Raw genomic sequence first — 24,686 nt, 5'->3', positions numbered from 1 at the left:
CCGTAAGGCATTCCCACGCTGGAGCGTGGGAACGATCAGCGTAGGTCTAGCCCATCAATTGCGATGCAGCTTGCTCATCAGTTCCGCCTCGGCCTGGGTCAGGCCGCAGGACTGGGTCAGTTCGTCGACGCTGGCCCCCATGCCGACCAGCCGGGCAGCCTGGGCGAAGGACAGGGTCGAAGGATCACGCTGCTCCAGTTGCGCCAGCTTGTCCGGCAAGGGGCCGACCACCGCGCGCAGTTCGTGCAGGTCTTCGCCCATGCGCACCGTGCCGTTCTGGAAATTGTCGACCCGCCGGGCCAGTTCCTTGATGCGCTGGTCGCGCAACGCATCGCCCTCGGCCTGCTGCGCGGCGATCTGCCGCTGACCACGGGTGTAGGCCAGGAACATGCCCAGCGTCCCGGCCCACAACAGGGCCAGGAGGATGACTGCAACCTCAAGAATCAATCAGATGCTCTCCAGCTCGGACCATTCTTCTTCGCTCATCATCTTGTCCAGTTCCACCAGGATCAGCAACTCGCCGTTCTTGTTGCACACGCCCTGGATGAACTTGGCCGACTCTTCGTTACCGACGTTCGGTGCGGTTTCGACTTCCGACTGACGCAGGTAAACCACTTCCGCCACGCTGTCGACCATGATCCCGACCACTTGCTTGTCGGCTTCGATGATGACGATACGGGTGTTGTCGTTGACTTCGGTCGGCACCAGGCCGAAACGCTGGCGGGTGTCGATCACGGTGACGACGTTGCCGCGCAGGTTGATGATCCCCAGCACGTAGCTCGGTGCACCCGGTACCGGGGCGATCTCGGTATAACGCAGGACTTCCTGGACCCGCATCACGTTGATGCCGTAGGACTCGTTGTCCAGCTTGAACGTCACCCACTGCAGGATTGGATCATCGGAACCCTGTGAAGACGCTGACTTATTCATACCCCTGCCCCTCGATTACCGTTGATACGGTGTGTGTGCTGTCTGACGCCCGGGCGCGATAACCGCCCTGGCGCTGTTATTTGTTGGTTGGCTTGTTCAACTGCATGTGCTTGACCGCACCGCTGGCGATCAACTCGGCCAGTTCGGAGACGTCCAGCAGCGCACACATGTGTTCGATGACCGTGCCCGCCAGCCACGGCCGCTGCCCACGATGAGAGCGCCATTTGATTTCATTGGGGTCCAGGCGCAACGAGCGACTGACCTGATGCACCGCCAGCCCCCATTCGTAGCCCTGTACCGAAATAACGTATTGCAGCCCCTGGCGGAAGTCGTCGCGATAGCGATCAGGCATCACCCAGCGAGCGGTGTCCAGTACCTTCAGATTACCGGCCTGGCTCGGCAGGATGCCGAGGAACCAGTCCGGCTGGCCGAACAACGGTGTCAGCTCATGACCGGCCAGGGAGTAGATCGACCCCAGGCACACCAGCGGCACCGCCAGGGTCAGCCCGGCGACATCGAACAACAGGCATTCGAACGGCTCGGCGGCCCAATGCGGACGCGCATCACCTTCGACCGGCGGCGGCGTGATGTTCTGGGCCGGAGGCAGATGCACCTCGACCACCGGTTCCACCAGCACCGGGGCGACCGGGCGGGCCACGGGCAACTCGACGGCCACCTCGACCGGCGCCGGAACGGGCGCAAGCGCTACAGGCGCGACCAGCGCCTGGGCGGCCATGGCGTCGCGGGCCTGTTCTTCCAGTACCGCCGCCTGGAATTCATCCAGTTCGCTGACCGGCTCGGGTTCGACCGCAACCGGGACTGTGATCTCGGGCTCTGCGGCGAGCGCCACCGGCAGTTCTTCGGTCGCCTCCTGCAGCAATGCATCCAGATAGGATTGCAGCGCCACCTGCGGACGGGTCGTGATGTCGACAGGACGGTTCATCTGGATGCCCATGGAGATGCCCCGCTACAGTGACCTGTAGGGGTTATCGGCGGGACCGGCAGGCGACTTGAGCAATACATCATGTCAGGCCACCTGCGGTACGAGCTGCTGGGTCAGCAGATGTTTGAGCAATGCCCGGTAAGCCAGCACGCCACGGCTCTTGCCGTCGAACTGCGACGGCGTGACCCCGGCCCGGCTGGCGTCACGCAGGCGCGTGTCGACCGGAATGTAGCCTTGCCAGATCGCATCCGGGAACTTGTCGCGCAGCACCCGCAGGGTGCCCATGGACGCCTGGGTCCGCCGGTCGAACAGGGTCGGAATGATCGTGTAGGGCAAGGCCTGCTTGCGCGAGCGGTTGATCATCGCCAGGGTGTTGACCATGCGTTCCAGGCCCTTCACCGCCAGGTGTTCGGTCTGCACCGGCACCACCAGCTGCTGGCTGGCCGCCAGGGCATTGACCATCAGCACGCCGAGCAGGGGAGGGCTGTCGATCACCGCATAATCGAAATCCTGCCACAACTGCGCCAGGCTCTTGGCGATCACCAGGCCCAGCCCGCTCTGGCCCGGCGACAGGCGCTCGAGGGTCGCCAGCGCGGTGCTGGAAGGCAACAGGGAAATGCGTTCGTCACTGGTCGACAGCAGCAACTGCCCGGGCAGGCCTTCAGGCACCTGGCCCTTGTGCTGGAACAGATCGAAGTTGCTGTGCTCCAGGGTGTCTGGATCGTAGCCGAAGTAGCTGGTCATCGAGCCGTGCGGGTCGAGGTCGACGACGACCACGCGCTTGCCCGCCTCGGCCAGCAAGCCGGCTAAAGCGATGGAGGAAGTGGTCTTACCGACGCCACCTTTTTGATTGGCTACTGCCCAGACTCTCATTCAGTGTGTTCCTCCCGGCAAAGCATCAGGCTCGCCGAGAAATAGCGCTAAGTTATAGAGCAGGTGCCGGAGATTTGACGGCATTCTCGCGTACCGCTTGCTTTACCGCTGGCGGTGCAGTTTGTGTGCCAGCCCGCTTCAGTGCCGCATCGGGTGTCGCATGGGCGGTCCCCGTGCCGGTCAGGCTGCGGCGCACATCCAGGTTGCGCGACACCACCAGCACCACCCGGCGATTGCGCGCCCGGCCTTCCGCCGTGGCATTGTTGGCCACCGGCTGGAACTCGCCGTAACCGACCGACGCCATCCGCTGCGGATTGACCCCTTCCATCGCCATCATCCGCACGATACTCGACGAACGCGCCGAGGACAGCTCCCAGTTGGTCGGGTATTGCGCCGTGCGGATCGGCTGGTCATCGGTAAAACCCTCGACATGGATCGGGTTGTCGAAGGGTTTGAGGATCTTCGACACCTTGGCGATGATGTCGAAGGCCTTGTCGCTGGGCAAGGCGTCGCCGCTGCCGAACAACAGGCCGGAATTGAGTTCGATCTCGACCCACAACTCGTTGCCGCGCACGGTCATCTGGTTGGAACTGATCAGGTCGCCGAACGCCGCGCTGATATCGTCGGCAATGCTCTTGAGCGGATCCGCCGCACCCTGGCCGAAGGCCGCGTCGGTCTGGTCGGCGTCCTTGATCAGCGGGTCCGCCGGCTTGACGGTCACCGGCCGCTCGTCGCCGATGGGGATCGGCTTGAGGCTGCGATCGGCATCGGTGAAGACGCCGACCAGGGCCTGGGAGATGATCTTGTACTTGCCTTCGTTGATCGACGAAATCGAGTACATGACCACGAAAAAGGCGAACAGCAGGGTGATGAAGTCGGCGTAGGAAACCAGCCAGCGCTCGTGGTTCACATGCTCTTCGTGTTGGCGGCGTCTGGCCATGTCCTACTCCATCAGTCCATGAAGCCCTGGAGCTTCAGTTCAATGGAGCGCGGGTTCTCGCCTTCGGCGATCGACAGGATGCCTTCGAGGAGCATTTCCCGATAACGCGACTGGCGCAGGGCGATCGACTTCAGTTTGCTGGCAATCGGCAACAGCACCAGGTTGGCACTGGCTACGCCATAGATGGTCGCGACGAACGCCACGGCGATGCCGTTGCCCAGTTGCGACGGGTCACCGAGGTTGCCCATTACGTGGATCAGGCCCATGACCGCACCGATGATACCGATGGTCGGCGCATAGCCGCCCATGCTCTCGAAAACCTTGGCGGCTTCGATATCGCGGCTCTCCTGGGTGTAGAAATCCACCTCGAGGATACTGCGGATGGCTTCCGGTTCGGCACCGTCGACCAGCAATTGCAGGCCCTTGCGCGAATAGGTGTCCGGTTCGGCATCCGCCACGCCTTCCAGGCCCAGCAGGCCCTCCTTGCGCGCCGTCAGGCTCCAGTTCACCACACGATCGATGCCACCGGGCAGGTCGACGCGGGGCGGGAACAGGATCCAGCCGAGAATCTGCATGGCCCGCTTGAACGCGCTCATCGGCGATTGCAGCAAGGCCGCGCCGATGGTCCCGCCCAGCACGATGAGCGCCGCCGGGCCGTTGGCCAGGGCGCCGAGGTGGCCGCCTTCGAGGTAGTTGCCGCCGATAATGGCGACAAACGCCATGATGATGCCGATAAGGCTCAACACATCCATCAGAGACAAGCCTCGACCAGATGTTTGCCGATATCGTCCAGGCTGTACACGGCATCAGCCAGCTCGGCCTTGACGATCGCCATCGGCATGCCGTAGATCACGCAGCTCGCCTCGTCCTGGGCCCAGATCGCGCTGCCGCCCTGCTTGAGCAGGCGTGCGCCTTCGCGGCCGTCGGCGCCCATGCCGGTCAGCACCACCGCCAGAACTTTGTCACCATAGGACTTGGCCGCGGAACCGAAGGTGATATCCACACACGGTTTGTAGTTCAGGCGCTCGTCGCCCGGCAGAATCTTCACCGCGCCACGACCGTCGATCATCATCTGCTTGCCACCCGGAGCCAGCAACGCCAGGCCCGGACGCAGGATGTCGCCATCCTCGGCTTCCTTGACGCTGATCCGGCAGAGCTTGTCCAGGCGCTCGGCGAAGGCCTTGGTGAAGGCCGCCGGCATATGCTGGATCAGCACGATCGGCGCCGGGAAGTTGGCCGGCAGTTGTGTCAGGACGCGTTGCAGCGCAACCGGACCGCCGGTGGAAGTGCCGATGGCGACCAGCTTGTAGGCCTTGCGCTTCGGTGCGGCCGAGGTCGATGCGGCTGGCGCTGGAGCACGGCTGGCCACCGGCGTGGTGCGCACGGGAGCCGGCGCCGCGGCGCTGCTGCCAAAGCTGCCCGAAGAAGCCGGAGCGGCACTCGGCGCCGGGGTTGAAGGCGAGGCCGGAGCACTGTAGCTGCTGAAACGACGGTTGCTGCGCGAAATGCTGTGCACCTTCTCGCACAGCAATTGCTTGACCTTCTCGGGATTGCGCGAGATGTCTTCGAAATTCTTCGGCAGGAAGTCCACGGCCCCGGCATCCAGCGCGTCGAGGGTGACCCGCGCGCCTTCATGGGTCAGGGACGAGAACATCAGAACCGGAGTCGGACAGCGCTGCATGATATGCCGCACCGCCGTGATGCCATCCATCATCGGCATCTCGTAGTCCATGGTGATCACGTCCGGCTTGAGCGCCTGGGCCTGATCGATGGCTTCTTTACCGTTGGTCGCCGTGCCGACAACCTGGATGCTCGGATCCGCCGAAAGAATTTCCGAGACGCGGCGGCGGAAAAACCCCGAATCATCCACCACCAGGACCTTGACTACCATAAACACTCCGTTAGGTACGGCGGCGGACTCATGCACCGCCGCCGAACCAGAATCAAATACGCCGTGCGGCGTAACGCTTGAGCATGCTCGGCACATCGAGAATCAGCGCGATGCGACCGTCACCGGTGATGGTGGCGCCCGACATGCCCGGGGTTCCCTGCAGCATTTTGCCCAGCGGCTTGATGACCACTTCTTCCTGGCCGACCAGTTGATCGACGACGAAGCCGATCCGCTGGGTGCCCACCGAAAGGATCACCACATGGCCTTCGCGCTGCTCTTCGTGAGCGGCAGAGCTGACCAGCCAGCGCTTGAGGTAGAACAGCGGCAGGGCCTTGTCCCGCACGATCACCACTTCCTGGCCGTCGACCACGTTGGTGCGCGACAGGTCGAGGTGGAAGATCTCGTTGACGTTGACCAGCGGGAACGCAAAGGCCTGGTTGCCGAGCATGACCATCAGGGTCGGCATGATCGCCAGGGTCAACGGGACCTTGATGACGATCTTCGAGCCCTTGCCCTTGGTCGAGTAGATATTGATGGTGCCGTTGAGCTGGGCGATCTTGGTTTTCACCACGTCCATGCCCACGCCACGACCGGACACGTCGGAAATCTCGGTCTTGGTCGAGAAGCCCGGGGCGAAGATCAGGTTGAAGCAGTCGGTCTCGCTGAGACGGTCAGCCGCATCCTTGTCCATCAGGCCTTTCTTCACGGCGATGCCGCGCAGCACATCGGCGTCCATGCCCTTGCCGTCATCGGAGATCGACAGCAGGATGTGGTCGCCTTCCTGTTCCGCCGAGAGCACGACCCGACCGCTGCGGGGCTTGCCCATGGCTTCGCGATCGGCCGGCTCTTCGATACCGTGGTCGACCGAGTTGCGCACCAGGTGGACCAGCGGGTCGGCCAGGGCCTCGACAAGGTTCTTGTCGAGGTCGGTCTCTTCACCCACCAGTTCCAGGTTGATCTCTTTCTTCAATTGCCGGGCCAGGTCGCGAACCAGGCGCGGGAAGCGGCCGAAGACTTTCTTGATCGGCTGCATGCGGGTCTTCATCACCGCGGTCTGCAGGTCGGCAGTGACCACGTCGAGGTTGGACACCGCCTTGGACATGGCTTCGTCGCCGCTGTTGAGGCCCAGGCGCACCAGACGGTTACGCACCAGCACCAACTCGCCGACCATGTTCATGATCTCGTCGAGGCGTGCGGTATCGACCCGTACGGTGGTCTCGGCTTCACTGGCCGGCTTTTCCGCCGCCGCTGCCGCCGGAGCCCGCGCGGGGGCAGGCGCAGCAGCAGCGGGCGCAGGCGCTGGCTTGGCCGGCTCGGCCTTGGCTTCCACCTTGGCCGCAGGCGCCGCAGCCGGCTTGGCTGCGGCCGCTGCCGGTGCTGCCACAGCCGCCGTGGTGCCACCCGCCACTTCGGAGAACTTGCCCTTGCCGTGCAACTCGTCGAGCAGGGATTCGAACTCGTGGTCGGTGATCAGGTCGCTGCCCGCTGCCGCCGCGCTGTCCGGGGCTTTCGCCGCCGGCGCAGAAGCCGCTGCCGCGTCGAGGGCGTCGACCTTGAACGAACCCTTGCCATGCAACTGGTCGAGCAGGGCTTCGAATTCGTCGTCGGTGATATCGGAGCTTTCCGCCGTCGAGGCCGGTGCGGCCGCCGCGCTCGCCGCTGCGGCGGCTTCGGCGGCAATAGCCTCGGGGGCGAACTGGCCCTTGCCGTGCAACTGATCGAGCAACGACTCGAACTCGGCGTCGGTGATCTCGTCGCTACCCGCTTCGGCGGCGACCGGGGCTGGCGCCGCGGGCGCCTGTGCCTGTTCCTTGACCGCGTTGAGCGAGTCGAGGAGCAGTTCGAATTCATTGTCGGTGATGTCGCCGGAATCGCTTTCGGCGACCGGCTCGACGACCGCTTCCTCCACCACGGCAGCCGGTGCTTCACCAGCAGCAGCCGGCTCCGCCAGGCGCGCCAGGGCGGCCAGCAGTTCCGGGGTGGCCGCGGTGATCGGGCTACGTTCGCGGACTTCGCCGAACATGCCGTTGACCGCATCCAGCGCTTCCAGGACCACGTCCATCAGTTCCGAGTCGACGCGACGCTCACCCTTGCGCAGGATGTCGAACACGTTCTCGGCGATGTGACAGCACTCCACCAGCTCGTTGAGCTGGAGGAAGCCGGCGCCCCCTTTTACAGTGTGAAAACCGCGAAAAATGGCATTGAGCAGATCCGCGTCATCCGGGCGGCTTTCCAGCTCGACCAGTTGCTCGGACAGTTGCTCAAGAATCTCGCCGGCCTCAACCAGGAAATCCTGAAGGATCTCTTCATCGGCGCCGAAGCTCATGTGTATGGGTGCTCCTAGAATCCAAGGCTGGAAAGCAAATCGTCGACATCGTCCTGACCGGACATAACGTCTTCACGTTTATCGGCATGAATCTGCGGACCTTCACCCTTTGCCATCTGTTTTTGTGGATCTTTTTCCGCGAGGATGGCTTCGCGGTCATGTTCGATACCCGCAAAACGATCCACTTGGCTGGCCATCAGCACCAGTTTGAGCAGATTGCTTTCGACTTCGGTGACCATCTGCGTGACGCGCTTGATCACCTGGCCGGTAAGGTCCTGGTAATCCTGGGCCAGCAGGATGTCGTTGAGATCGCTCGATACCGCACGGGTCTCCTGCTCGCTGCGCGACAGGAAACCGTCGACCCGCCGGGCCAGTGCGCGAAACTCTTCGGCACCGACTTCACGCCGCATGAAGCGACCCCAGTCGGCGCTCAGGGCCTTGGCTTCCTCGTTCAGGCCACTGACCCGCGGGGTCGCGCTCTCCACCAGGTCCATGGTGCGATTGGCCGCCGCCTCGGTCAGCCTGACCACATAGGACAGGCGCTCGGTGGCGTCGGTAATCTGCGAAACTTCCTCGGCTTGCGGCATGGTCGGGTCAATCTGGAAATTGACGATCGCACTGTGCAGCTCGCGGGTCAGCTTGCCGACTTCCAGATACAGGCCGCGGTCACGGGTCTGGTTCAGCTCATGGATCATTTGCACCGCATCGCCGAAACGGCCTTTTTCAAGGCTGTCGACCAGTTCACGGGCATGTTTTTTCAGGGTCGATTCAAAATCGCCCAGTGAAGATTCGTTGTGCTCCATAGCGCCCCCGTGGCGGACTTCATCAACCGATGCGTTCGAAGATCTTTTCGATCTTCTCTTTCAGCGCCTGGGCCGTGAATGGTTTGACCACATAGCCGTTGACGCCGGCCTGGGCGGCTTCGATGATCTGCTCGCGCTTGGCTTCGGCCGTGACCATCAGGACCGGCAGGTGCTTGAGCTTTTCATCGGCACGCACGTGGCGCAGCAGGTCGATGCCGGTCATGCCGGGCATGTTCCAGTCGGTGACCAGAAAGTCGATGCTACCGCTGTTGAGGACCGGAATGGCGGTAGTACCGTCATCGGCCTCGACCGTGTTGGTGAACCCGAGGTCACGCAACAGGTTCTTGATGATCCGCCGCATCGTTGAGAAGTCATCAACAATGAGGATTTTCATGTTCTTGTTCAATTCGACCTCCAAGCAGTCTTAAACGCGTTTCAGCACCTGAACGCGCTGTTCAATCAATTCGGCACAACACTCGACTACTGCATGGAAACCACAACCGGCCGAGCCGCCGACACACCGTCAAACGCTGCATCGGTCTCGTTCGCAGTGTCCCCACACTGCCTGTCAACGCGCTCGCCACTCTCCCAAACGCCCCCGCAAGCGGGCCGCGCACTGGCTGTGTAACTGGCTGACTCGCGATTCGCTGACCCCCAGTACCTCACCGATTTCCTTGAGGTTCAGCTCCTCGTCGTAGTACAGCGCCAAGACCAGTCGCTCACGCTCCGGCAAATTGGCAATCGCATCCGCCAGCGCCGCCTGGAAGCGTTCATCCTCCAGATCGCGTGACGGCTCGAGATGAGCACTCGCGCCATCCTCGTGCAGCCCTTCATGCTCGCCGTCCTGCAACAGGTCGTCGAAACTGAACAATCGGCTGCCCAGGGTATCGTTCAAAATCCCGTAATAATCATCGAGACTCAATTGGAGTTCGGCTGCAACCTCGTGATCTTTAGCGTCACGACCGGTTTTCGCTTCAATTGCCCTGATTGCGTCACTGACCATACGGGTATTGCGGTGTACCGAACGGGGTGCCCAGTCGCCCTTGCGGACCTCATCGAGCATCGCGCCGCGAATCCGGATACCGGCATAGGTCTCGAAACTCGCACCCTTGCTGGAGTCATACTTGGTCGAGACTTCCAGCAGGCCGATCATGCCCGCCTGGATCAGGTCCTCGACCTGCACACTGGCTGGCAGCCGCGCCAGCAAGTGATAGGCGATCCGCTTGACCAGAGGCGCATAACGCTCGATCAACTCATACTGGCTGTCACGCGACGACTTGGAATACATGCGATAGCCACTGGCAGTCATAGCACTGGTCCCGCACTCGTCTGATGCACCAGACGTTCGACGAAGAACTCCAGGTGCCCGCGTGGGTTGGCGGGCAACGGCCAGGTGTCGACCTTCTGGGCAATGGCCTTGAACGCCAGGGCGCATTTCGAACGAGGGAACGCTTCGTAGACCGCGCGCTGCTTCTGCACGGCCTTGCGTACGCATTCATCGTAGGGAACGGCACCGACGTATTGTAGGGCTACATCGAGGAAGCGATCCGTGACCTTGGTCAACTTGGCGAACAGATTGCGGCCTTCCTGGGGGCTCTGGGCCATGTTGGCCAGCACGCGGAAACGGTTCATCCCGTAGTCGCGGTTGAGCAGCTTGATCAGGGCATAGGCGTCGGTGATTGAGGTCGGCTCGTCGCAGACCACCAGCAGGACTTCCTGGGCCGCGCGGACAAAACTGACTACCGAGTCACCAATACCCGCAGCGGTGTCGATCACCAGCACATCGAGGTTGTCGCCGATATCGCTGAACGCCTGGATCAGGCCGGCATGCTGGGCCGGGCTCAGGTGGACCATGCTCTGGGTGCCGGAGGCGGCCGGCACGATACGGATCCCGCCCGGCCCCTGCAACAGCACATCACGCAACTCACAGCGCCCCTCGACCACGTCGGCCAAGGTGCGTTTGGGGGTCAGCCCCAGCAGGACGTCGACATTCGCCAGCCCCAGGTCGGCGTCCAGCAGCATGACCCGCCGGCCAAGCTCAGCCAGCGCCAGGGACAAGTTCACTGACACGTTAGTCTTCCCGACGCCACCCTTGCCGCCGGTCACCGCGATCACCTGTACGGGATGCATGCTGCCCATGTTCTCTTCTTACCTTGTCTTGCTTAGACGGAAGGCCACATAACTGGCTGCGCGTTCCCGGAGGGAACTAATGCCTGGCAGACCATCGATGTAGGTGCATTGCAACGTCTTCATGATTACCTCAACCCACTCGTTTGGACGGGCTGTGGTAGATGTCAGCGAACATATCGGCCATGGCCTCTTCGCTGGGTTCTTCCTGCATTTGCACACTGACTGCGCGGCTCACCAGCTGGTGGCGGCGCGGCAAATGCAGATCGTCCGGAATCCTTGGACCATCGGTCAGATAGGCCACCGGCAATTCGTGGCTGATGGCCAGGCTCAGCACTTCGCCGAGACTCGCCGTTTCATCCAGTTTAGTCAGGATGCAGCCAGCCAGCCCACAGCGCTTGTAGCTGTGGTAGGCGGCGGTCAACACCTGTTTCTGGCTGGTCGTGGCCAGGACCAGGTAATTCTTGGCCTTGATTCCGCGTCCGGCCAGGCTTTCCAGTTGCATGCGCAGCGCCGGGTCGCTGGCCTGCAGGCCGGCGGTATCGATCAGCACCACGCGCTTGCGCAGCAGCGGATCGAGGGCTTGCGCCAGGGACTGGCCCGGGTCGACGTGGGTCACGGGTACGTTGAGGATCCGCCCCAGGGTCTTGAGCTGTTCCTGGGCACCGATACGGAAGCTGTCCATGCTGACCAGGGCGATGTTCTGCGCGCCGTACTTGAGCACGTAGCGCGCCGCCAGCTTGGCCAGCGTGGTGGTCTTGCCCATGCCGGCCGGACCGACCATGGCTATGACCCCGCCCTCTTCCAAGGGTTCGATCTCGGGGGTGACGATCATCCGGGCCAGGTGCGCCAGCAGCATGCGCCAGGCCTGACGCGGCTCTTCGATGCCGGTGATCAGCGCCAGCAGGTCGCGCGACAGCGGGCCGGACAGGCCGACACGCTGCAGGCGGCGCCAGAGGTTGGCCTGCGCCGGCTGGCTGCCTTGCAACTGGTTCCAGGCCAGGGAGCCGAGCTGGACTTCCAGCAGCTCGCGCAGGCCGTTGAGCTCGAAACGCATCGAATCGAAGACACGCTGGTCCACCGCCGGGGCCGCCGCGACAGGCGCCGGGGCCGGGCGACGCGGCTCGTCGAAAGTCGGTTCGATCAGCGGCTCGGCAGCGGTCAGCGGCAGGCCGGCGAACAACTGGCGATTGGTGGTCGCATCGCTCTCGCCCTCGCTGCGCAGGCTCAGTTCGGCCTGGGCGGTGACGATCCGCGACTGGGTCTTGCGCAGCTCGTCCTCGAGCTCCATGTTCGGTACACGCGGCGCCAGGGCCGAGAGCTTGTAGTCCAGGGCAGCCGTCAGCTCGACACCGCCCGCGATGCGGCGGTTGCCGATGATGGCCGCGTCCGAGCCCAGCTCATCACGAACCAGCTTCATGGCCTGACGCATATCGGCGGCGAAAAAACGCTTAACTTGCATAACCCACTACCTCAGCCGTTGGGCCCTACTGTCGCAACGATGGTGACTTGCTTGTTGTCCGGAATTTCCTGGTAGGCCAAGACATGCAGACTTGGTACCGCCAGGCGTCCGAACCGCGAAAGCATCGCGCGAACCGGACCGGCCACCAGCAGGATCACCGGCTGCCCTTGCATCTCTTGGCGCTGGGCGGCGTCGATCAGTGAACGCTGGAGTTTTTCGGCCATGCTCGGTTCCAGGAGAACCCCCTCTTCCGAGCCTTGTCCGGCCTTCTGCAGACTATTGAGCAATATTTGTTCCAACCTTGGTTCCAAGGTGATCACAGGCAGCTCGGAGTCAAGCCCTACAATGCTTTGGACGATTGCGCGAGACAAGCCGACACGCACTGCCGCCACCAGAGCGGCAGTATCTTGACTCTTGGCGGCATTGTTTGCGATGGCTTCGGCAATGCTGCGGATATCGCGTACCGGCACGTGTTCGGCCAGCAGGCACTGCAGCACCTTGAGCAGGTGCGACAGGGAAATGATGCCCGGCACCAGCTCTTCGGCCAACTTCGGCGAGCCCTTGGCCAGCAGTTGCATGAGCTGCTGGACTTCTTCGTGGCCGATCAGCTCGCTGGAGTGCTTGTAGAGAATCTGGTTGAGGTGCGTCGCCACCACCGTACTGGCGTCCACCACCGTGTAGCCCAGCGACTGCGCCTGGGCGCGCTGGCTGATCTCGATCCAGACCGCCTCCAGGCCGAAGGCCGGGTCCTTGGCGGTAATGCCGTTGAGGGTGCCGTAGACCTGGCCCGGGTTGATCGCCAGTTCGCGATCCGGGTAGATCTCCGCTTCGGCCAGGGTCACGCCCATCAGGGTCAGGCGATACGCACTGGGCGCCAGGTCGAGGTTGTCACGAATATGCACAGTCGGCATCAGGAAGCCGAGATCCTGGGACAGCTTCTTGCGCACGCCCTTGATCCGCGCCAGCAATTGCCCGCCCTGATTGCGGTCCACCAGCGGAATCAGGCGATAACCCACTTCCAGGCCGATCATGTCGATCGGCGTGACGTCATCCCAGCCCAGCTCCTTGGTTTCCATGGCACGGGCCGGCGACGGCAGGAGCTCCTGCTGGCGCTGCACTTCGGCCAGGGCCTGGACCTTGACCACGTTCTGTTTTTTCCACAACAGGTAAGCCGCGCCACCTGCCACCAGCGCCAGGCTGAGGAAGGAAAAGTGCGGCATGCCCGGCACCAGGCCCATCACCGCCATCAGGCCGGCGGCCACGCCGAGGGCCTTGGGCGAGGCGAACATCTGCCGGTTGATCTGCTTGCCCATGTCTTCCGAGCCGGAAGCACGGGTCACCATGATGGCCGCTGCTGTGGATAACAACAGTGATGGCAACTGCGCCACTAAACCGTCACCGATGGTCAGCAGGGCGTAGACCTTGCCGGCGTCGGCAAACGACATGTTGTGCTGGAAGATACCGACCGCCATGCCGCCGATCAGGTTGATGAACAGAATCAGCAAACCGGCGATGGCGTCACCGCGGACGAATTTGCTGGCACCGTCCATGGAGCCGTAGAACTCGGCCTCCTGGGCCACTTCCAGGCGGCGCAGCTTGGCTTGTGGCTGATCGATCAGGCCGGCGTTGAGGTCGGCGTCGATCGCCATCTGCTTGCCGGGCATCGCATCGAGGGTGAAACGCGCGCTCACCTCGGAAATCCGCCCGGCGCCCTTGGTCACCACGACGAAGTTGATGATCATCAGGATGGCGAAAACCACGATACCGACCACGTAGTTACCACCGATCACCACCTCGCCGAAGGCCTGGATCACCTTGCCCGCGGCGGCGTGACCGTCCTGGCCGTGGAGCATCACCACCCGGGTGGAGGCCACGTTCAGGGCCAGGCGCAACAGCGTGGCGATCAGCAGGATGGTCGGGAAGACGGCGAAGTCCAGCGGCCGCAGGGCATAGACGCAGACCAGCAGGACGACAATCGACAGGGCGATGTTGAAGGTGAAGAAGACGTCCAGCAGGAACGCCGGCACTGGCAACATCATCATCGCCAGCATGACCAACAGCAGCAGCGGCACGCCCAGGTTGCCCCGGCCGAGACCACTCAGATTGCTGCGCGCCGTGTTGATAAATTGAGTGCGGTCCACCGGTATTCCTCGTCACCTTGAAGCAAACTTTTGACGCTGAAAGCGTCGCAAAACCTGCTTGTGCAAGAAACCTTCCAACTCTGTGGAAGTGACTGAAAATGCGGGGGACGATCGACGGCCAGGAGAAATCTTCAGGAATCGCGGCGCAGGTCCGGTGGAATCGGCAGGTTGTCCTTGAGCGGATCCGGACGCTTGCCCTTGCCTGCGCGGAACTGGCGGATCTGGAAGACATAGGCGAGCACCTGCGCCACCGCCAGGTAGAGCCCCGCCGGAATCTCCTGGTCCAACTCGGTGGAGTAGTAGATCGAACGCGCCAGGGCCGGCGATTCGAGCAGCATGATCTCGTGCTCGACGGCGATCTCGCGGATCTTCAGGGCGATGAAGTCATTGCCCTTGGCCAGCAGCACCGGCGCCCCGCCCTTCTCGGCATCGTACTTGAGCGCCACCGCGTAGTGGGTCGGGTTGGTGATGACCACATCCGCCTCGGGAATCGCCGCCATCATCCGCCGCTGGGACATCTCGCGCTGCAGCTGGCGAATCCGCTGCTTGACCTCCGGACGGCCTTCCTGGTCCTTGTATTCGTCACGCACTTCCTGCTTGGTCATCAGCAGCTTCTTGTGGCTTTCCCAGAGCTGTACCGGCACATCCACCGCGGCAATCAGCAACAATCCGAGGGACATCCACAAGGCGCTCCAGCCCACCACCTGCAGGCTGTGGATAATCGACGACTCCAGGGGTTCATGGGCGATCCGCACCAGATCGTCGATATCCGACGACAATACCGCCAGGGCCACCAACAGCACGATGATGAATTTCGCCAGGGCCTTGAGCAACTCCACCAGGGCCTTGGTCGAGAACATCCGCTTGAGCCCGGCCAGAGGATTCATCCGGCTGAACTTGGGTGCCAGACTACCGGCCGCGAAGAGCCACCCCCCCAGGGAGATCGGCCCGATAAAGGCGGCCAGCAACAAGGTCAGCAGGACCGGCTGAACCGCCCAGAGCGCTATCTTGCCCGACTGCAGGAGGAAGATCGCCATGTAGCGCTGGTCGAGTATCACTTCCCGCGAAAGCGTGAAGTTCAGGCGCATCAACTCGGCCATGTCCTGCGCCAGCGCGCCACCAAAGACCAGCAGGCCACCGGTGCCGGCCAGCATCACCGCCAGGGTGTTGAGCTCCTTGGAGCGGGCAATCTCGCCCTTCTCACGGGAGTCCTTCTTCCTTTTCTCCGTGGGGTCTTCTGTCTTGTCCTGACCGCTCTCGCTCTCTGCCATGGCTCAGGGCGCCCGTATCAGTTGACGTAGGAACTGCAGGGCCTCGACGGCCAGCGGTTGATACTGGTTGAGGATATCGCCCAGGCTGATCCAGAGGATGAACATCCCCAGCACCAGCGTCAGCGGGAAACCGATGGAGAAGATGTTCAACTGCGGCGCGGCGCGAGTCATGATGCCGAAGGCCACGTTGACCACCAGCAAGGCGGTGATCGCCGGCAGCACCAGCATCAACGCCGCGCCGAGAACCCAGCCGAGCTTGCCGGCAATCACCCACAGATCCGTGGTCGACAGCCCGCTGCCGACCGGGAAGGTGGTGAAGCTCTCGGTCAGCACCTCGAACACCACCAGATGGCCATTCATCGCCAGGAACATCAGCGTCACCAGCATGGTGAAAAACTGCCCGATCACCGCACTGGAGACGCCGTTGATCGGGTCGACCATGGACGCGAAGCCCATGCCCATCTGCACCGCGACAATCTGCCCGGCGACCACGAAGGCCTGGAAGAACAACTGCAGGGAGAAACCGAGCAAGGCGCCGAAGATGATCTGCTCGGCAATCAGCATCAGTCCGCTGAGATCCAGCGGATGCACCTCGGGCATCGGCGGCAGGCCCGGCGCGATCACCACGGTGATAGCAAAGATAAAGTACAACCGTACCCGCCGCGGCACCAGGGTGGTCCCGAAGATCGGCATGGTCATGACCACCGCGCCGACCCGGAACATCGGCAGCATGAAACTGGCGACCCAGGTGCTGATCTGCGTATCGGTCAGCGCGAGCAGCGACATGTCAGCCGATGACCTGCGGGATACTGCCGTAGAGCGACAGGATGTATTCCATGAATTTCTGCACCAGCCAGGGACCGGCGACAATCAGGGTGATGAGCATCACCAGCAGGCGCGGCAGGAAACCCAGGGTCTGTTCGTTGATCTGCGTGGCGGCCTGGAACATCGCCACCAGCAGACCTATAAGCAGGGTCGGAACCACCAGCACGGTGACCATCAGCGTGGTCAGCCAGAGGGCATCGCGAAAGATGTCAATTGCAACTTCAGGCGTCATGGCGCACTACTCGTGAAGGTTCTAGACACCACCAAAACTGCTCGCCAGGGTACCGATGATCAGCGCCCAGCCATCCACCAGCACGAACAGCATGATCTTGAACGGCAGGGAAATGATCAACGGCGACAGCATCATCATACCCATCGCCATCAACACACTGGCGACCACCAGGTCGATGACCAGGAACGGAATGAAGATCATGAAGCCGATCTGGAACGCGGTCTTCAACTCGGAGGTGACGAAGGCCGGCACGATAATGGTCAGCGGCGCCTGGTCGGGCGTGGCGATGTCGGTGCGCTTGGACAGGCGCATGAACAGCTCCAGGTCGCTGCTGCGGGTCTGCGCCAGCATGAAGTCCTTGATCGGCCCCTGGGCCTTGAGCACCGCATCCTGGGCCGTGAGTTTCTCGGCCAGGTAGGGCTGCAGGGCATCCTGGTTCACCTTGTCGAAGACCGGCGCCATGATGAACAGGGTCAGGAACATCGCCATGCCGGTCAGGATCTGGTTCGACGGCGTCTGCTGCAGGCCCAGGGCCTGGCGCAGGATCGAGAAGACGATGATGATCCGGGTAAAGCTGGTCATCAGGATGACGAACGCCGGGATGAAACTCAGCGCCGTCATGATCAGCAGGATCTGCAGGCTGACCGAGTACTCCTGCTGTCCGTTGGCCCCGGTGCCGAGGGTGATGGCCGGGATCGACAGCGGATCGGCGCCGAACGCCAGCGGCGCGGCCAGCACCAGCGTCAGGCCGAGGATAAAACGCAACGCAGCCATCACTTCTTGTCCTTACCCAGCAATTCCATCAGGCGTTGAGCGAACTCCGGGGTCGCCGGCTCGCCATTCGGAACCTGGACCGGCTCCTTGAGCACATGCAAGGGCGTGATGGTGCCCGGTGTCAGCCCGAGCAGGATCTGCTCGTTGCCGACCTGCACCAGCACCAGCCGGTCCCGCGGCCCGAGGGCACGGGAGCCGATCAGTTCGATCACCTGCCCTTTCTTGCCCGCCGGCCCCGCCTGCTGCACCCGGCGCAACAGCCAGGCCAAGGCAAAGATGATCCCCAGCACCAGCAGCAAACCCAACACCAGTTGCGTCAGTTGCCCGGCCATGCCACCACCGACCGCCGGCGCAGCCGCCGCCGCGCTGGTCACGGGCTCAGCCGCCAACGCACTGAACGGCAACAGCAGGAGACCGCCGAGAAGCCTGCTCATTCAGCGCAACTTCTTGATGCGTTCGCTCGGGCTGATCACGTCCGTCAGACGGATGCCGAACTTTTCGTTGACCACCACCACTTCACCGTGGGCAATCAGCGTGCCGTTGACCAGCACATCCAGCGGCTCGCCGGCCAGGCGATCGAGCTCGATGACCGACCCCTGGTTCAATTGCAGGAGGTTGCGGATATTGATATCGGTGCTGCCGACTTCCATGGAGATCGACACCGGGATATCCAGGATCACGTCCAGGTTCGGCCCGTCCAGGGTCACCGGCTCGTGGCTTTTCGGCACACTGCCGAATTCTTCCATCGGCAGGCGATTGGAGCTCGGCGCGGTACCGGCATCGGCCGCCAGCAGGGCGTCGATATCGTCCTGGCCGGTTTCGCCGGATTCTTCCAGGGCAGCCGCCCACTCGTCAGCCAGGGCCTGGTCGTCAGTCATATCGTGTTCGTCAGCCATCAGTTGTCCTCGGCGGGCAGAAAATCAGTTAACACAGCACATTCTTGATCGACCCGCTCAACGGCGTTCGATCGGCTCAATCACTTGCAATGCCAGGTTGCCCTTGTGGGAACCGAGCTTGACCTTGAACGACGGCACGCCGTTGGCGCGCATGACCATGTCCTCGGGCAGTTCCACCGGAATCACGTCGCCCGGCTGCATGTGCAGGATGTCCCGCAGGCGCAACTGGCGACGCGCCACCGTGGCACTGAGCGGCACCGCCACATCCAGCACGTCTTCGCGCAGGGCCTTGACCCAGCGTTCGTCCTGGTCGTCGAGGTCCGACTGGAAACCGGCGTCGAGCATTTCCCGTACCGGCTCGATCATCGAGTACGGCATGGTCACGTGCAGGTCGCCGCCACCGCCGTCGAGTTCAATGTGGAAGGTCGAGACCACCACCGCTTCGCTCGGCCCGACGATGTTGGCCATGGCTGGGTTCACTTCCGAGTTGATGTACTCGAAATTGACTTCCATGATCGCCTGCCAGGCTTCCTTCAAGTCGATGAAGGCCTGCTCCAGCACCATGCGCACCACGCGCAGCTCGGTCGGGGTGAATTCGCGCCCCTCGATCTTGGCGTGACGGCCGTCGCCGCCGAAGAAGTTGTCCACCAGCTTGAACACCAGCTTGGCGTCGAGGATGAACAGCGCCGTGCCGCGCAACGGCTTGATCTTGACCAGGTTGAGACTGGTCGGCACATACAGCGAGTGCACGTATTCGCCGAACTTCATCACCTGAACCCCGCCCACCGCCACATCGGCGGAGCGACGCAGCATGTTGAACATGCTGATACGGGTGTAGCGGGCAAAACGCTCGTTGATCATCTCCAGGGTCGGCATGCGTCCACGGACGATGCGATCCTGGCTGGTCAGGTCGTAGCTTTTGACGCTGCCGGGTTCGGCGGCGTTTTCGGTCTGTACCAGACCGTCATCGACACCATGCAAGAGGGCATCGATCTCATCCTGGGACAGCAGGTCTTGCACGGCCATGTCGTGATCCTACTGCAGTACGTAGTTAGTGAAGAGCAACTGTTCGACCACCACCTTGCCGACTTCCTTCTGCGCCACTTCCTGCACGCTGGCAGTGGCTTTCTGGCGCAGCAACTCCTGGCCGACCGGGGTCGCCAGGGTTTCGTAGGTCTGCCCGGAGAACAGCATCACCAGATTGTTGCGGATCACCGGCATATGGACTTTCAGGGCCTCCAGGTCGCCCTGGTTGCGCGCCATCATGGTAATGCTCACCTGCATATAGCGCTGGCGGCCGTTGGCGTCCTTGAAGTTGGCGACAAACGCCGGCGCCATCGACTCGTAGATCGCCGGCTGCTTGGTCGTGCTGGCCTCGGCAGGAGCCGGTGCCGGCTTGCTCTGGGCGCTGTGCATGAAGTACCAGGTCGCCCCCACGGAGAGCCCGATCGCCAATAGCAAAGCCACCACGATCACGATAATCAGCTTGAGTTTGCCTTTACCGCCAGGTTCTTTTACCGCTGCTGCTTCGCTCTTCGCCATGCCAATAATCCGTCACTATTCGGTTTTTCACAGTCGCACGGCAAGGCTGGAGCAAGTGTTATGCCAGAGTTGGCAGAGAGGGAAAGGACAGTGCGAGGACGCCGCTCATATCGGCGCGGGCCCGGGTGTGAGCAGGCTTGTATGAGGGTGGGTTTGCGTGGGAGCGGGCTTGCCCGCGAAGAGCCCCTTGAGACCTCAAGAGGCTTCAGGGGCAAGCCCCCTCCCACATGCCACACAAACACCCACCGGCCATGAAGACAATCAGGCGTAGTAGTCGACCGCGCTGGAACCCACCACCACGCTGGCACTGGTGGCTGCCGCTTCGGTCGCGGCCGCGATGGCGATATCGTCGTCGCCGCTATCCAGGCGGCCGCCGCTGCCGTTGTTGCTGCCTTTCTGGGCCTGCTGTTGCTGTTGTTGCGGATCCTGGCCCTGGCCAGCCCAGCCACGCGACTGGTCGGAGACACTGACATCGGCCTGCCCCAGGCCCTGCTGCTGGAGCATGTCGCGCAGGCGGAACATATTGCTTTCCAGTGCATCACGCACGCCGGCATGACCACTGACGAAGCTGATCTGCGTCGCCTGGTCGGCGGCCATATTGACCTTGATGTCCAGTCGTCCCAGCTCGGCCGGTTCCAGCTGGATATCGGCGGACTTGATGCTGGCGCTCGACAGGTACATGACCCGGTTGACCACTTCCTCGGTCCAGCCACTCTGATGCATGGCCAGAGGCTGGTTGACCGGCAGCGCGTTCGCGGTTTTCGGCACCGCGGCCTGGGTCAGGGCCGCCAGGCGATTGGCGAAGTCGTCGACACGGGTGTCACTGGAGGCGCTTTTCAGATCCTTCAGGCCGTCTTCGATCAACCCCTTGAAGGATTTTTCGCCGCCCTGCTCGGTGGTCCCGGCATCGGTTTTCTGATCCACCAGCATGGCCACGCCGGCGTTCTGGTTCAGGGCCTGGTTAGGATCCGTATCGTTGTTGCTGGTGGTGGTTTTCGTAGTCGGCTGACTGGTCGTCGACACATGTCCGCCCTGCTCCATCGCCAGACGCACGGCGGGCAGGTTATCCAGCGGATCGGAATTCGGATCGAAATCACTGTCGCTGGCCGGCGGTGTCGCGGCGGCCTGCACCGGCGCCGCGGTCACCGCTGCCGCCAGGGGCGCTTCGACCACCGGTGGCTGCGCGGGAGCCACGGCCGGCGGCGCTTCCGGAACCGGCATCGGTGGCGTGACGGCAGCCTGGATCAACGCCGGATCGAGGGTCGGATCCACTGGCGTGGCATCCACCACCGGTGTATCGGTGGCGGTGTCCTTGTCGCTGTCATCAGAGGCAACCTGGTCGTCATCGGCCTTGGTCGTCGTGTCGCTGCTGGTGGTTTTGTCGGCAGGCAAGGAATTGCCGCTATCGGCAACCGCCGGCTTTGCCGCATCCCCCTTGTTGCTGGCAACCACATCCTTTTTCGCCGGCACCGCGGGAGTGCTGTCCCGGTTCGCCTTGACCGGGCTGTCAGGTGTCTTTACCGACTTGCCCTGGCTGTTCTGGTAGACCTGGGCAAAGCTGGAAGCATTGTCCTTGGGCTGCGCGACCGGTGCCGGCGGATTGCTCGCGAGGTCCGCCTTGGGTTTGGCCGCAGCGGTGGCCTGAAGAAGAGAATTGGGAGCGAGGGGCATAACACAGTCTCCGCTGCACAGGGATCGTAAAGTCAATGCAGGGAGTGGTAGCAAGGTTCGGGCCAGCTTGCCCGGATTGCCACAAAGGTCATTGCTTGATCGGGAACCGCTCGCGCTCGCGGGCGTACAGATGGCGTACCTGCTCGTACTCGCGGTCTATCCGCCCCACGAGGTCCTCGACCCCGGTCAGCGGCAATTGCGCGGCCCGCTCTTCCAGTTGCCGGCAAAGATCGGCCAGGTGCAACGCGCCCATATTGCTGCTGCTGCCCTTGAAGCTGTGGGCCGCCAGCCCCAGTTCTATCGCGTTGCTGGCCTGGTGCAACTGCCCCAGGCGTTTTTCCGAATCGTTGAGAAAGGTATCCAGCAACAAGGGATACTCATCCTCCATGACTTCCTGCAATGCGCCGAGCACATCGTAGTCAAGGTGCTTTTCCTGATTGCCGTCCACTCGTTCACTCCTTGATCAACACCTGCAAATTATGCCTGAGCCTCCCACGAAAACTCCACGTGGGCACGCCGGCCATCATTCGACCAACGGGCACAGTGACTAAGTTGCCGGACCAGGCCGACACCTCTTCCCGACAACCGATCGACCTCCAGCGGACGCGCCATGACCCGCTCGACGTCAAACCCGGCACCACTGTCCTCGACCTCGATGCACAACCGTCCGCCCTTCCCTTCCGGGACCACCTGCAGGCTCACGCGGACAAAACCTTCCTGCAAGTCGAGCAGACGCCGATTGCGTTGCTCATAGTATTGCGCAAATCCACGGACATCGCGCTTGAGGCTTGAATCCAGGCCCAGCACCCCGTGCTCCAGGGCATTGGAGTAGAGCTCGGCCAGCACGCTGTACAGCGCCCCGCTGTGGGCACGCAAGCCGTGTACCTCCATCAGCAGTTGCAGCAGATAAGGCAAGGGGTTGAAACGCCGTAGCGTCGCCGCGCGGAATTCGAAGTTCACCGACCAGTCCAGCGGACAGGATTCGCCGCTGTCGGAGTAGACCATGGTCGCCGGCAGCGCCCGCCCGGGCGCGGGCAGACTGATCTCGACCATGCTGATATCGTCACGCGCCTCGCCGCCGAACCGTGCCAGCGCCTGCTGGATCTCCTCGAACAAGCAATCCGGATCCCGATTGCTCTCGAAGACCTGATGCAGGCGCTCGACACCGAACAACTGCTCATCGCCATTACAGGTATCGATCACCCCGTCGGACAGCAGGAACACCCGGTCACCCGGGGCCATGGGGTAGACATCGATGTGGTCGTCGAACGCCTCGGCCCCCAATACCCCCAGTGGCAAGTGCCGCGCCACCAGGGGACGCCGCTCGCCCGAGGCGATATCGTGCAGGTAGCCGTCGGGCATACCGCCGTTCCAGACCTCGACCACCTGCCGCTGCGGACTCAGGCGCAGGAAGGTGGCGCAACAGAACATGTCCACCGGCAGGATGCGCTTGAGCTTGGCGTTCATCTCCCGCAGGGTTTCGGGCAGGCCGTAGCCCTTGGCGGTCATGCCGTAGAAGACTTCCGCCAACGGCATCGCACCGACGGCGGCGGGCAGGCCATGCCCGGTGAAATCGCCGAGCAGGATATGCATGTCCCCGCCCGGGGCATGGGCCGCCAGCAACAGGTCGCCGTTGAACAGCGCATAGGGTGATTGCAGGTAGCGGATATTCGGCGCCCGCAGGCATCCGGAATGCGCCACCTTGTCGAACACCGCCTTGGCTACCCGCTGCTCGTTGAGCAGGTAGTCGTGGTGCCGGGCGATCAGGTCGCGTTGCTGCAGCACCGTAGCCTGCAGGCGCCGCAGACGGTCCATCGCCTTGATCTTGGCACCGAGGATGACCTGGTTGTAGGGTTTCGCCAGAAAGTCGTCGCCGCCGGCGTCCAGGCAACGGACCAGGGCGTCGCTTTCGCTCAGGGAGGTGAGAAAGATGATCGGCACCAGCGAATCGCCGGCCAGCGCCTTGATTTGCCGCGCCGCCTCGAAGCCGTCCATCACCGGCATCAGGGCATCCATCAGGACCAGCTGGGGTCGCTGCGCCCTGAACACCTCGACCGCCTCGGCACCGTTGCTGGCAGTCAGGACTGCATGCCCCTGGCGCCGTACGATACTCGACAGCAGCAGCCGATCCGCCGCCCCGTCCTCGGCGATCAGCACCGTCAGCGACTCCTCGGCCGTTTGCATGATGCTCAAGTGATGTCGAAGAGCTTGTCGAAATTGGAAATGGCGAGGATCTTGCGCACATCCGTATTGCTGTTGATCACCCGGATATCGGCATCGTCGCCGCCGGCGTGGTCGCGCAGCAGCAGGAGCATGCCCAGGGCCGAACTGTCGAGATAGGTCGTCTCGACCAGGTCGACGATAACCGACTCGGGCGGGGTAGCGACCCGCTCGTAGGACTCGCGAAATTCCTGGTGCTTGCCGAAGTCAAAGCGCCCCTTGACCGAAATCGTCAACTTCCTGCCGTTGTCTGTTAATGCCGACTCTACAGCCATGATCCAGCTTCCTTGTCAGTGGCGATGTGTACAAGGTGTAGCACCCCGCTGACAGCAGGGCAACCGGGAGCGTCAAAATACCTGCGATTCAATAGGGACTCTGCCGCGGCAGGCGCTGGGACAGCTCATCCAGCAGTTTCTGTTCACGTTTGTCTTCCAGCTGGCGGGCCTCGTCGATGTAGCGCTGCACCAGCTTGCGCAAGCCCTCGACACGAGTATAGGCCTCTTGCCAGGCAACGCGCCCCTTGTCGAGGTTGTTCTGGTGCCAGGCCAGGCTTTGCCGCTGTTGGGCGACGGCGGTGTCGAGCTGGCTGAGAAACTGCTGGTAGCCCAGCAACCATTGGCTGGAGACGCCATGCCGGCCACGCTCGATCCACTGTTCCTGGTATTGCAGGCGAAAACCTTCGAGGTCGGCCAGCTTGCTTTGCGCCAGGCGTACCTGTCCCTGGAAATAACCCAGGCGCTGGACAGCGGTACGCTCGGTGCTTTCGGCCATCTCGACCACCGGCGCCAACCGCGCGGCACGACTCTGGGCCATGGCCGG

At 62.7% G+C, this 24,686-nt stretch carries 27 protein-coding genes; all 27 read right to left on the bottom strand.

The features are described from left to right. Positions 1-54: 54 nt before the first annotated feature. The 27 genes from ACL9RJ_RS27785 to fliJ all read right to left on the bottom strand — a co-directional run bounded on the left by ACL9RJ_RS27785 (position 55) and on the right by fliJ (position 24,680). A complete protein-coding gene (locus ACL9RJ_RS27785) occupies positions 55-447 on the bottom strand; it encodes a DUF2802 domain-containing protein (RefSeq protein ID WP_017124400.1) in 393 nt (130 codons plus the stop codon). Further along, positions 448-930 carry a chemotaxis protein CheW gene (locus tag ACL9RJ_RS27780; RefSeq protein ID WP_017124401.1) on the bottom strand — a complete coding sequence of 161 codons (483 nt, stop codon included), beginning with the start codon at positions 928-930 and terminating at the stop codon, positions 448-450. A gap of 76 nt (positions 931-1,006) precedes the next feature. Then, the gene (locus ACL9RJ_RS27775) at positions 1,007-1,873 is read right to left on the bottom strand and encodes a CheW domain-containing protein (protein WP_177088490.1); all 867 of its coding nucleotides are present in this window, start codon (positions 1,871-1,873) and stop codon (positions 1,007-1,009) included. 84 nt (positions 1,874-1,957) lie between these two features. Then, the gene (locus ACL9RJ_RS27770; RefSeq protein ID WP_017124403.1) at positions 1,958-2,746 is read right to left on the bottom strand and encodes a ParA family protein; all 789 of its coding nucleotides are present in this window, start codon (positions 2,744-2,746) and stop codon (positions 1,958-1,960) included. 52 nt (positions 2,747-2,798) lie between these two features. After that, positions 2,799-3,686, bottom strand: a complete 888-nt coding sequence (gene motD / locus ACL9RJ_RS27765; protein ID WP_017124404.1) for a flagellar motor protein MotD — start codon at positions 3,684-3,686, stop codon at positions 2,799-2,801. Positions 3,687-3,697: 11 nt separating this feature from the next. Beyond that, positions 3,698-4,438, bottom strand: a complete 741-nt coding sequence (locus tag ACL9RJ_RS27760) for a flagellar motor protein (protein ID WP_017124405.1) — start codon at positions 4,436-4,438, stop codon at positions 3,698-3,700. Then, a complete protein-coding gene (locus ACL9RJ_RS27755; RefSeq protein ID WP_177088492.1) occupies positions 4,438-5,577 on the bottom strand; it encodes a protein-glutamate methylesterase/protein-glutamine glutaminase in 1,140 nt (379 codons plus the stop codon). The genes ACL9RJ_RS27760 and ACL9RJ_RS27755 overlap by 1 nt, the downstream gene beginning before the upstream one ends. Before the next feature lie 52 nt (positions 5,578-5,629). After that, positions 5,630-7,903, bottom strand: a complete 2,274-nt coding sequence (locus ACL9RJ_RS27750; protein WP_422765858.1) for a chemotaxis protein CheA — start codon at positions 7,901-7,903, stop codon at positions 5,630-5,632. A gap of 14 nt (positions 7,904-7,917) precedes the next feature. Then, positions 7,918-8,706 carry a protein phosphatase CheZ gene (locus ACL9RJ_RS27745; protein WP_017124407.1) on the bottom strand — a complete coding sequence of 263 codons (789 nt, stop codon included), beginning with the start codon at positions 8,704-8,706 and terminating at the stop codon, positions 7,918-7,920. Between the two features lie 22 nt (positions 8,707-8,728). Beyond that, positions 8,729-9,100 (bottom strand): chemotaxis response regulator CheY, encoded by a 372-nt coding sequence (locus ACL9RJ_RS27740; protein WP_003183998.1) that lies wholly within the window; start codon positions 9,098-9,100, stop codon positions 8,729-8,731. Between the two features lie 174 nt (positions 9,101-9,274). Continuing rightward, positions 9,275-10,015, bottom strand: a complete 741-nt coding sequence (gene fliA / locus ACL9RJ_RS27735; RefSeq protein WP_017124408.1) for an RNA polymerase sigma factor FliA — start codon at positions 10,013-10,015, stop codon at positions 9,275-9,277. Then, on the bottom strand, positions 10,012-10,845 hold the full coding sequence (fleN, locus tag ACL9RJ_RS27730) for a flagellar synthesis regulator FleN (RefSeq protein ID WP_017124409.1): 834 nt from the start codon (positions 10,843-10,845) through the stop codon (positions 10,012-10,014). Before fleN ends, fliA begins: the two co-directional genes overlap by 4 nt. Positions 10,846-10,966: 121 nt before the next feature. After that, a complete protein-coding gene (gene flhF, locus ACL9RJ_RS27725; protein WP_017124410.1) occupies positions 10,967-12,295 on the bottom strand; it encodes a flagellar biosynthesis protein FlhF in 1,329 nt (442 codons plus the stop codon). 11 nt (positions 12,296-12,306) lie between these two features. Next, the gene (gene flhA / locus ACL9RJ_RS27720; RefSeq protein ID WP_017124411.1) at positions 12,307-14,436 is read right to left on the bottom strand and encodes a flagellar biosynthesis protein FlhA; all 2,130 of its coding nucleotides are present in this window, start codon (positions 14,434-14,436) and stop codon (positions 12,307-12,309) included. A 131-nt stretch (positions 14,437-14,567) separates the two neighbouring features. Continuing rightward, positions 14,568-15,707 (bottom strand): flagellar biosynthesis protein FlhB, encoded by a 1,140-nt coding sequence (gene flhB / locus ACL9RJ_RS27715; RefSeq protein ID WP_103032651.1) that lies wholly within the window; start codon positions 15,705-15,707, stop codon positions 14,568-14,570. A gap of 3 nt (positions 15,708-15,710) precedes the next feature. After that, positions 15,711-16,493: a flagellar biosynthetic protein FliR gene (fliR, locus tag ACL9RJ_RS27710; protein WP_017124412.1), complete on the bottom strand. Its 783-nt coding sequence runs from the start codon at positions 16,491-16,493 to the stop codon at positions 15,711-15,713. A 1-nt stretch (position 16,494) separates the two neighbouring features. Beyond that, positions 16,495-16,764 carry a flagellar biosynthetic protein FliQ gene (locus ACL9RJ_RS27705; RefSeq protein ID WP_017124413.1) on the bottom strand — a complete coding sequence of 90 codons (270 nt, stop codon included), beginning with the start codon at positions 16,762-16,764 and terminating at the stop codon, positions 16,495-16,497. Positions 16,765-16,785: 21 nt separating this feature from the next. Then, positions 16,786-17,538, bottom strand: coding sequence for a flagellar type III secretion system pore protein FliP (gene fliP / locus ACL9RJ_RS27700; RefSeq protein ID WP_017124414.1), 753 nt, complete (start codon positions 17,536-17,538; stop codon positions 16,786-16,788). After that, positions 17,538-17,972, bottom strand: coding sequence for a flagellar biosynthetic protein FliO (gene fliO, locus ACL9RJ_RS27695; RefSeq protein WP_017124415.1), 435 nt, complete (start codon positions 17,970-17,972; stop codon positions 17,538-17,540). Before fliO ends, fliP begins: the two co-directional genes overlap by 1 nt. After that, positions 17,973-18,434, bottom strand: a complete 462-nt coding sequence (gene fliN / locus ACL9RJ_RS27690) for a flagellar motor switch protein FliN (protein ID WP_017124416.1) — start codon at positions 18,432-18,434, stop codon at positions 17,973-17,975. It lies immediately after the preceding gene. A gap of 57 nt (positions 18,435-18,491) precedes the next feature. Beyond that, the gene (gene fliM / locus ACL9RJ_RS27685) at positions 18,492-19,460 is read right to left on the bottom strand and encodes a flagellar motor switch protein FliM (RefSeq protein ID WP_017124417.1); all 969 of its coding nucleotides are present in this window, start codon (positions 19,458-19,460) and stop codon (positions 18,492-18,494) included. Between the two features lie 9 nt (positions 19,461-19,469). Next, on the bottom strand, positions 19,470-19,976 hold the full coding sequence (fliL, locus tag ACL9RJ_RS27680; RefSeq protein WP_177108742.1) for a flagellar basal body-associated protein FliL: 507 nt from the start codon (positions 19,974-19,976) through the stop codon (positions 19,470-19,472). Positions 19,977-20,237: 261 nt separating this feature from the next. Continuing rightward, positions 20,238-21,647 carry a flagellar hook-length control protein FliK gene (locus ACL9RJ_RS27675; RefSeq protein ID WP_178991578.1) on the bottom strand — a complete coding sequence of 470 codons (1,410 nt, stop codon included), beginning with the start codon at positions 21,645-21,647 and terminating at the stop codon, positions 20,238-20,240. 88 nt (positions 21,648-21,735) lie between these two features. After that, complete coding sequence (locus ACL9RJ_RS27670) at positions 21,736-22,035, bottom strand: Hpt domain-containing protein (RefSeq protein ID WP_042934657.1); 300 nt, start codon at positions 22,033-22,035, stop codon at positions 21,736-21,738. Positions 22,036-22,124: 89 nt separating this feature from the next. Continuing rightward, on the bottom strand, positions 22,125-23,831 hold the full coding sequence (locus ACL9RJ_RS27665; RefSeq protein ID WP_177088499.1) for an ATP-binding SpoIIE family protein phosphatase: 1,707 nt from the start codon (positions 23,829-23,831) through the stop codon (positions 22,125-22,127). Between the two features lie 5 nt (positions 23,832-23,836). Next, positions 23,837-24,142 carry an STAS domain-containing protein gene (locus ACL9RJ_RS27660; RefSeq protein WP_042934623.1) on the bottom strand — a complete coding sequence of 102 codons (306 nt, stop codon included), beginning with the start codon at positions 24,140-24,142 and terminating at the stop codon, positions 23,837-23,839. A gap of 88 nt (positions 24,143-24,230) precedes the next feature. After that, positions 24,231-24,680: a flagellar export protein FliJ gene (gene fliJ, locus ACL9RJ_RS27655; protein ID WP_017124423.1), complete on the bottom strand. Its 450-nt coding sequence runs from the start codon at positions 24,678-24,680 to the stop codon at positions 24,231-24,233. Positions 24,681-24,686: the final 6 nt, after the last annotated feature.

It is taken from the genome of Pseudomonas sp. Mn2068, assembly GCF_049319725.1.
In the GTDB taxonomy this organism is placed as follows: domain Bacteria; phylum Pseudomonadota; class Gammaproteobacteria; order Pseudomonadales; family Pseudomonadaceae; genus Aquipseudomonas; species Aquipseudomonas gingeri.
Note: the sequence above shows the minus strand (reverse complement) of the source record. Positions and strands in the feature narration are given on the sequence as shown.

Excerpts from the sequence above, each read along its gene's own strand:
- ACL9RJ_RS27780 (WP_017124401.1), bottom strand. The coding sequence starts at position 930 with ATGAATAAGTCAGCGTCTTCACAGGGTTCCGATGATCCAATCCTGCAG.
- ACL9RJ_RS27775 (WP_177088490.1), bottom strand. The coding sequence starts at position 1,873 with ATGAACCGTCCTGTCGACATCACGACCCGTCCGCAGGTGGCGCTGCAA.
- ACL9RJ_RS27770 (WP_017124403.1), bottom strand. The coding sequence starts at position 2,746 with ATGAGAGTCTGGGCAGTAGCCAATCAAAAAGGTGGCGTCGGTAAGACC.
- motD (WP_017124404.1), bottom strand. The coding sequence starts at position 3,686 with ATGGCCAGACGCCGCCAACACGAAGAGCATGTGAACCACGAGCGCTGG.
- ACL9RJ_RS27760 (WP_017124405.1), bottom strand. The coding sequence starts at position 4,438 with ATGGATGTGTTGAGCCTTATCGGCATCATCATGGCGTTTGTCGCCATT.
- ACL9RJ_RS27755 (WP_177088492.1), bottom strand. The coding sequence starts at position 5,577 with ATGGTAGTCAAGGTCCTGGTGGTGGATGATTCGGGGTTTTTCCGCCGC.
- ACL9RJ_RS27750 (WP_422765858.1), bottom strand. The coding sequence starts at position 7,903 with ATGAGCTTCGGCGCCGATGAAGAGATCCTTCAGGATTTCCTGGTTGAG.
- ACL9RJ_RS27745 (WP_017124407.1), bottom strand. The coding sequence starts at position 8,706 with ATGGAGCACAACGAATCTTCACTGGGCGATTTTGAATCGACCCTGAAA.
- ACL9RJ_RS27740 (WP_003183998.1), bottom strand. The coding sequence starts at position 9,100 with ATGAAAATCCTCATTGTTGATGACTTCTCAACGATGCGGCGGATCATC.
- fliA (WP_017124408.1), bottom strand. The coding sequence starts at position 10,015 with ATGACTGCCAGTGGCTATCGCATGTATTCCAAGTCGTCGCGTGACAGC.
- fleN (WP_017124409.1), bottom strand. The coding sequence starts at position 10,845 with ATGGGCAGCATGCATCCCGTACAGGTGATCGCGGTGACCGGCGGCAAG.
- flhF (WP_017124410.1), bottom strand. The coding sequence starts at position 12,295 with ATGCAAGTTAAGCGTTTTTTCGCCGCCGATATGCGTCAGGCCATGAAG.
- flhB (WP_103032651.1), bottom strand. The coding sequence starts at position 15,707 with ATGGCAGAGAGCGAGAGCGGTCAGGACAAGACAGAAGACCCCACGGAG.
- fliR (WP_017124412.1), bottom strand. The coding sequence starts at position 16,493 with ATGTCGCTGCTCGCGCTGACCGATACGCAGATCAGCACCTGGGTCGCC.
- ACL9RJ_RS27705 (WP_017124413.1), bottom strand. The coding sequence starts at position 16,764 with ATGACGCCTGAAGTTGCAATTGACATCTTTCGCGATGCCCTCTGGCTG.
- fliP (WP_017124414.1), bottom strand. The coding sequence starts at position 17,538 with ATGGCTGCGTTGCGTTTTATCCTCGGCCTGACGCTGGTGCTGGCCGCG.
- fliO (WP_017124415.1), bottom strand. The coding sequence starts at position 17,972 with ATGAGCAGGCTTCTCGGCGGTCTCCTGCTGTTGCCGTTCAGTGCGTTG.
- fliN (WP_017124416.1), bottom strand. The coding sequence starts at position 18,434 with ATGGCTGACGAACACGATATGACTGACGACCAGGCCCTGGCTGACGAG.
- fliM (WP_017124417.1), bottom strand. The coding sequence starts at position 19,460 with ATGGCCGTGCAAGACCTGCTGTCCCAGGATGAGATCGATGCCCTCTTG.
- fliL (WP_177108742.1), bottom strand. The coding sequence starts at position 19,976 with ATGGCGAAGAGCGAAGCAGCAGCGGTAAAAGAACCTGGCGGTAAAGGC.
- ACL9RJ_RS27675 (WP_178991578.1), bottom strand. The coding sequence starts at position 21,647 with ATGCCCCTCGCTCCCAATTCTCTTCTTCAGGCCACCGCTGCGGCCAAA.
- ACL9RJ_RS27670 (WP_042934657.1), bottom strand. The coding sequence starts at position 22,035 with ATGGAGGATGAGTATCCCTTGTTGCTGGATACCTTTCTCAACGATTCG.
- ACL9RJ_RS27665 (WP_177088499.1), bottom strand. The coding sequence starts at position 23,831 with ATGCAAACGGCCGAGGAGTCGCTGACGGTGCTGATCGCCGAGGACGGG.
- ACL9RJ_RS27660 (WP_042934623.1), bottom strand. The coding sequence starts at position 24,142 with ATGGCTGTAGAGTCGGCATTAACAGACAACGGCAGGAAGTTGACGATT.
- fliJ (WP_017124423.1), bottom strand. The coding sequence starts at position 24,680 with ATGGCCCAGAGTCGTGCCGCGCGGTTGGCGCCGGTGGTCGAGATGGCC.